Origin of the sequence: Bradyrhizobium sp. (assembly GCF_035570375.1) — a bacterium.
Lineage (GTDB): Bacteria > Pseudomonadota > Alphaproteobacteria > Rhizobiales > Xanthobacteraceae > Bradyrhizobium.
The window spans coordinates 1-6284 of record NZ_DATMLW010000206.1 but is presented as its reverse complement, the minus strand read 5'-3'; the positions used below and the strand labels follow the sequence as shown (position 1 = coordinate 6284).

4 protein-coding genes are annotated in these 6284 nt (G+C 60.1%); 1 reads left to right on the top strand and 3 read right to left on the bottom strand.

The genetic code is table 11. The features are described 5' to 3' along the window. Positions 1-325: 325 nt before the first annotated feature. The 3 genes from VNX23_RS22630 to VNX23_RS22620 form a co-directional block, all read right to left on the bottom strand. Positions 326-2542: an ABC transporter substrate-binding protein gene (locus VNX23_RS22630; protein ID WP_414643057.1), complete on the bottom strand. Its 2217-nt coding sequence runs from the start codon at positions 2540-2542 to the stop codon at positions 326-328. Between the two features lie 7 nt (positions 2543-2549). Beyond that, positions 2550-2786, bottom strand: a complete 237-nt coding sequence (locus VNX23_RS22625; RefSeq protein WP_325633774.1) for a DUF5939 domain-containing protein — start codon at positions 2784-2786, stop codon at positions 2550-2552. Positions 2787-3281: 495 nt separating this feature from the next. After that, positions 3282-3575: a GYD domain-containing protein gene (locus VNX23_RS22620; RefSeq protein ID WP_325633772.1), complete on the bottom strand. Its 294-nt coding sequence runs from the start codon at positions 3573-3575 to the stop codon at positions 3282-3284. A 1138-nt stretch (positions 3576-4713) separates the two neighbouring features. On the opposite strand from VNX23_RS22620, the gene VNX23_RS22615 reads away from it, so the two are divergent. Further along, the coding region (locus VNX23_RS22615) for a PrkA family serine protein kinase (RefSeq protein ID WP_325633771.1) at positions 4714-6284 on the top strand (1571 nt) is incomplete at its 3' end.

Genomic DNA, 6284 nt, shown 5'->3' with positions numbered 1-6284 from the left:
GGCGTATTTCGGAGTCCCGCCCGCTCAGGTCGTGGAGGTTGGCCTCGAAGTCGAAATTTAGCCCCTACAGCACCCATCTCTGAGATATCGACTTTTCGTGTGGTCGGCTCGCTCGCTTTGGCGTTAGGTCGCTTTTGGGTCATGAGCGTCGTTTCGATCTGGTGCCGACCACTTTCGGTCTGCCCCGACAAACGGACATTCTCAACATCCGTTTGAATGTCTCAAACGGGCCAGAAGTGGAAGTGGCCGACGAATCTTTTCGATCGTCTCGTCGGCGCCTGCCTCGATGCCGAGAGCTTTCGCAGCTTTGAGGTTCTCGCGCCGATCATGGGGCATAGTGCCACCAGAACGAGGCGGTCGTGGCGAGCGCCGTTCCGACATAAACGACCTGGGCCGTTCGATCCACGACTCCGCAGAGGCGCTTCCTGCCGGCGTGCCGCAATCGCTCGTGGCCGAAGCCGGCCAACATGGCCATCAGGCAGAGCGCGAAGAAGACGTAGAAAATCCTTTCGACCGCGACCGTGTAGCCGACGTCACCGAGCTGATTGTCCACGGCCAGGAGCAGCACCGCGCTGGTCAGGATCGCGGTGACCGGGATCGTCACCCGCTCGCGGTGCAGCGTTTCGGGGAAGAACAGCGTCGCGAACACGACGAGCGCGAGGAGAAACAGCGGGAGCAGGTTTTTCAGGATGAAGATGGCCGAGCTGCGACGCAGCACGATCACAGTGTCGAAACCGGCGTATTCCGTTTTAAGCTCGCTGTCGAACAGCGCCGCCTTGCCGAGCGTCGACCCGCTCGATAGGGAATCGACGAAATATCGCAAGCGCAGGAACCGCCAGAGCTCAAGCCCGGAATAAGCGTCGTCCTCGACAATCGAGCTTCGCTCGTCGGCGAGGCGCAAACCGAACCGGTCGATCACATAGGTCACGAGTTCCTGGCGCTGCTGCGTGTTGCGAAAATGCAGGACAAGCTGCTGCGTATCGAACGGATAATTGTGCAACTCATAGCGCGTCTTGAAGTCGCCGTTGATCCGGTAAAGACGGTAATTGAGACCGTCCTCCTGTCCGATCTGCAAGGGGCGCGCGGGATCGAAGGCGCCACTGTCCAGCAGGGCCGGGAACTGCACTTGCGTCTCGCCGTCGCCGTCGCCCGCAAAGCGCATCCAGAGATAAAAGTCGACGTTGAAGGTGCCTTGCTTCACGTCGATTCGGTTCAGGCGGGCGATGTCGATCCCGGTATAGACCACGCGCTGGATCCAGTAATGTCGGTCGCCGAAGGAAACAACATGGCCCTTTTCCCGTTCCGCAGCGAGATCGATTCCATTAGGCTGATCGATGCCCACGAGTTGCAGCGGCGCCGTGACGAACCGGCCGTAACGGAAGAAACCCATTCGGATCGGACTCGGAATGTCGCGATTCGCATTGAAATAGAGCCGCCCCGTCAGGCCGACGACCGCCGATTTCGGACCGTCGATGGCGGCTAGCGCGGCACGCACACGGTCCCGATCTGCACCTTTGCTGTCGGATCGATTTTTGACGGCAGCTCGTTTCAACGCTTCGATCATTAGGCGCGCGGCTTCATAGGCACCGCCGGCAACCCAGCTTGGCGAGGTTTCTGCTATCGCCTTGTAGTCGGCGGCAAAAGCCTGCGCCGCCACGCCGGCGCTGTCGAAAATCAGCGATGAAGCGGCATACAGATTCTCACTGAAGAAGCCCGGATGCGCCTTTTCCTCGGGCTCGTTGGCGAAAAATTGCAAATAGCTTTCGCGGGCTGCGCCCTGGGCTGCGATGATCGTTGTCTTGATGCCGCGGCGGCGCAGCGCCTTGACGATGTCTGCGCTAAAATCGGATGCCGCGCCGATGACGATAACGCCGGGTCCGGGCTCCTGCGCGGCGGCGTCCAGGGCCTCGTCCATCGATCGGATTTGACCCGCCGCGACGTCCAACCCGAATACACTCAACTGCTCCGTCGGATAGCCCGCCACGAATCCGCGCACAAAATTCTTGCCGTAAGAATCGCGGGTGTGAACGAGGCGGACCTTTGGCTCCCTCATCACTGCGCGCAGATGTTCCGCAATCGAGCGCGCCTGTGCGGATACCGGCGACAGCGCACGAAAATAGTAGTCATTGGCGGATGTAAGATCGTCGGCAGCCGCGCCTCCCGTGAGCGCCGCGATCCGCGCATCCTTATATGCCGGCCCCGCCGCGAGCGACGTCGAGCTGAGATCATGTCCGAGCACGGCGACGCACGGGCTGTCGGCGATCGCCAGCACATTCGTGCGCGCCACGGCTGGATCGCTTGCGTCGTCGAACGGAATGAGTTCTATCGGCCGTCCGCGGACGCCGCCCTTGGCGTTTACCTCGTCGATTGCTAGCTGCGTCGCGGCCAGACTTTCGGCCCCAATCGGAGCGGACGCGCCGGAGAGCGAACTGGCGAACGCAATCCGAATGGGCTCCGGGCGGGTCCAGAGGATGGCGGCCCAGGCAGCGGCGACCAGTAGGGCACCCCCCGCAACAACAGCAAGCCACGTTACACGCCGCAAGTCTGCCTCATCGTCGATCCCCGCATCGATCGTTATAAGTCGAGATTCTCCAGATGGATGCCTCGGTCGGGGTTGAGATTGCCAGCCGGTTTTTGCAGGCGAAATCTAGAACGTTCACCCGGTTGAGAGCGCGGTCCGGCGCTCCGCGGACCAACGCTTCGATGGCGGTCACCGCATCGCCGTCGGCCGACTGACGCAATACCGAGAACCGTGCTTCCGTTTCACTCGCCTGGATGCTGTCCATGATCGAAACCTGTGCAGAAATCTCGCATCGCCGAGGGAGTTGCGCGGTCCCGCACGACCTATTGTGAACCGACCCCTGCCTGGCGGCGGTCCGCCCGGATAACGATAGCACATCACGATGCGGCAGGAGACTGCTGCGCTGCGAGACTTCGATGCAGCCGAGGTCCGGAACGGGTCTGAAGCTGACCTGACGGCCCCCAAATCTAATTTCCGCTTTACCCCCGAATGCGGACTCAGAGCGGACATCGCGCCATTTCCGCTTTGTGCCAACAGCCGAGATACCGTGATCGCGATCACGGTGTGGATCAGCATGAGGTGCCGCTCGGCATCGAACCTGTCGATCCGATTTGACCGCGGGGTCACGCGGGCTGCACGGATTTCACAATCAATAATTCTCGTCCCGCCTTCGATTTGGAACTCCTGAACCGAGACTCGCGGCACGTATAGCGGGAACTTCAACTCAGCAGCACTCGCGGCCCACCAGAACTCCGACGACTCACGGAAGTTCCGATATCAGCTTGGTCCATTCAGCCTCCGGCCAGGCGCGGGAGGTGCTCGTGCGCACGTTTCCCAGTGACGAGAGTGCGAGCGCGAATTTGGTGATGTGATCGCCAAGCGGCGCTTCAGCAAGGAGAAGAATGTCATGCGCGCCGGTGGTGAGATAGACCTCCTTGATTTCGACCCCGACTTTCTTGGCGAGGGCTTTCGCCGCTTCACTGCGCTTGGGCGCCTCTCGGAGATTGCGAATGCCCTGGTCGGTCCAGTCGAGCGTTAATACGAAATTCGCCATGTCTTTCTCCCTTGGATGAACAGAAGCAAGGCTCCCCGCTCGCGTGGCAAGTCGATGCCGGCTGTGTGTTGGAGTTCTCGAGAACGCCCCAAAGGTCGGCGCTGTTATCAGACTGCGATGCCTGCCGATGGCCTGATCGCGGCCCATTCCATCTTAGGAGAAACGTCGGCTCGTTCCCTGTCACCTGTCAAAGGGCAGCTGCCGAAGTTTAAGCCTTTTCATGCACACGAGAAAGGGATTTGCACGCCGGTACGTGCGGCTCGCCGGCGTCGTGGTATTGCTGATCTACTGGCACCCCGAGTGCGGATAGCGGGTTCCACGATTAACCTATGTGAACAATTTTCCGCCGACGCTGTTTATGGTCGGAGGCTGAGGGTCGGTTGTCGGAGTTTTCGCCGGAGGGAGGTTCCGCATGCGAAACCAAATCGATATCGACGCGGCGTTCAGTCGTGCAATCATCCGAGAGATCGGTGAAAGATTGCGAGCTTCTGTCAGCGAAAACGAATTACCTGCGAGGCTAATAGTTCTGCTCGATAGGCTCGATCAATTGGACGATCATTCGTCGCCGTCAGGAATACCCGAACTGGAGAGCGAGAAGTTCGGGGAAACAACAGCAGCGCGGAGGAGCTTGGTCTCTCCCGTGCGGTGGACTACCCGGTGGCGAACGCGTCACCGAAGGACGCGCTTCAAGATCGGTCGCTCGGGATAAGACTCTTTGCTCCGCGGACGGCGCCCCCCTACCGGGGAGCAAACCTCCCCAAGGGGTTGACGGCCTTGGTTCCCCCAGCCGTCCCTCGTTGCCCGCCAGTGTGCCGGCAGTAGAGATTTATGAGCTTCCACACATCGGCCATGAACGCCTGTCGCTCCTCTGGCGTTAACAGCCAGATAAATTTGCATGAGGGGGCAGATGTCAACGACCCCACGGGATTGGACCCGGTGGCGCGAAGTGAAGTTGGACCAACGCACTCTTCCCATGTTGCGACCGCCCGCCTTGATATCCTGTTCGCGAATAGCCAATTTAGAAACATGTTAGAATGGGAGGACCCGACTGCACAAACAGATGAACTGACTAAGGCCGGTACCGAGCGGTAACCCGACTGGGTTCACCAGTGCGTCGGATCATACCTTGGAGGGGATCATGCAAAGCGATTCGCTGTTCAACGCTTTCGCTCGGTCCTTCGAGGCTCGAAGTCAGACCGACCTGTCGATGGCGGAATATCTGGAATCGTGTCGAGGCGATCCGATGCGATACGCAAATTCGGCCGAACGACTACTAGCAGCGATCGGTGAGCCTCAGATGATCGACACGGCCAAGGACCCCCGCCTTGGCCGAATCTTTTTGAATCGCACGATGCGCATCTATCCGGCGTTTGCCGGATTTCACGGCATGGAAGAAACGATCGAGCGCATCGTCGGTTTCTTCCGGCATGCCGCGCAGGGGCTCGAGGAGCGCAAGCAGATTCTTTATTTGCTGGGCCCGGTCGGCGGCGGCAAGTCGTCGCTTGCCGAGCGCCTGAAGTCGCTGATGGAAGTTCACCCGATCTATGTGCTCAAGGCCGGCGACGAACTCAGCCCGGTGTTCGAATCCCCGCTCGGCCTGTTCGATCCGGAGAACCTCGGACCGATCATCGAAGAGAAATACGGCATCCCGCGCCGGCGCCTCAACGGCCTGATGAGCCCATGGTGCTACAAGCGTCTCGAAGCCTTCGGCGGCGACATTTCGCGCTTCCGCGTTGCCAAGATCCAGCCCTCTCGTCTGCGGCAGATCGCGGTAGCCAAGACCGAGCCCGGTGACGAGAACAACCAGGACATCTCCTCGCTGGTTGGCAAGGTCGACATTCGCAAGCTCGAGACCTATGCGCAGAACGATCCCGACGCCTACAGCTATTCCGGCGGCCTCAATCGCGCCAACCAGGGCATCCTCGAATTCGTCGAGATGTTCAAGGCGCCGATCAAGATGCTGCACCCGCTGCTGACGGCAACGCAGGAAGGCAACTATATCGGCACCGAGAACATCGGTGCGATTCCCTTCACCGGCATAGTTCTCGCGCATTCCAACGAAGCCGAATGGCAGAGCTTCAAGTCCAACCGGAACAACGAAGCTTTCATCGACCGCATCTGCGTGATCAAGGTCCCGTACTGCCTGCGCGTGATCGAGGAGCAGAAGATCTACGAGAAGCTGATTGCGGGCTCCGAGCTTGCCTCCGCACCGTGTGCGCCGGCGACGCTGGAGACGCTGGCGCGCTTTTCGGTGATGTCGCGCCTGCGCCGGCACGAGAACTCGACGCTGTTTGCGAAGATGCGTGTCTACGACGGCGAGAGCCTCAAAGAGAGCGACCCCAAGGCAAGAAGCGTCCAGGAGTACAAGGATGCCGCCGGCGTCGACGAAGGCATGGACGGCGCCTCGACCCGCTTCGCGTTCAAGGTGCTGGCGGCGACCTTCAACCACGACACCGCGGAGCTTGGCGCCGACCCCGTCCACCTGATGTATGTGCTCGAGCACGCGATCCGGCGTGAGCAGTTGTCGGAGGAAATTGAGAAGCGTTATCTCGAATTCATCAAGGCCGAGCTCGTGCCGCGCTACGCGGAGTTCATCGGCAACGAGATTCAGAAAGCGTATCTGGAATCCTACTCCGATTACGGCCAGAACCTGTTCGACCGTTACGTCGACTACGCCGACGCGTGGATCGAGGATCAGGACTTCAAGGA

Bases quoted from the DNA above. Each gene is read 5' to 3' on its own strand.
- VNX23_RS22625 (WP_325633774.1), bottom strand. From the start codon at position 2,786: ATGGACAGCATCCAGGCGAGTGAAACGGAAGCACGGTTCTCGGTATTG.
- VNX23_RS22620 (WP_325633772.1), bottom strand. From the start codon at position 3,575: ATGGCGAATTTCGTATTAACGCTCGACTGGACCGACCAGGGCATTCGC.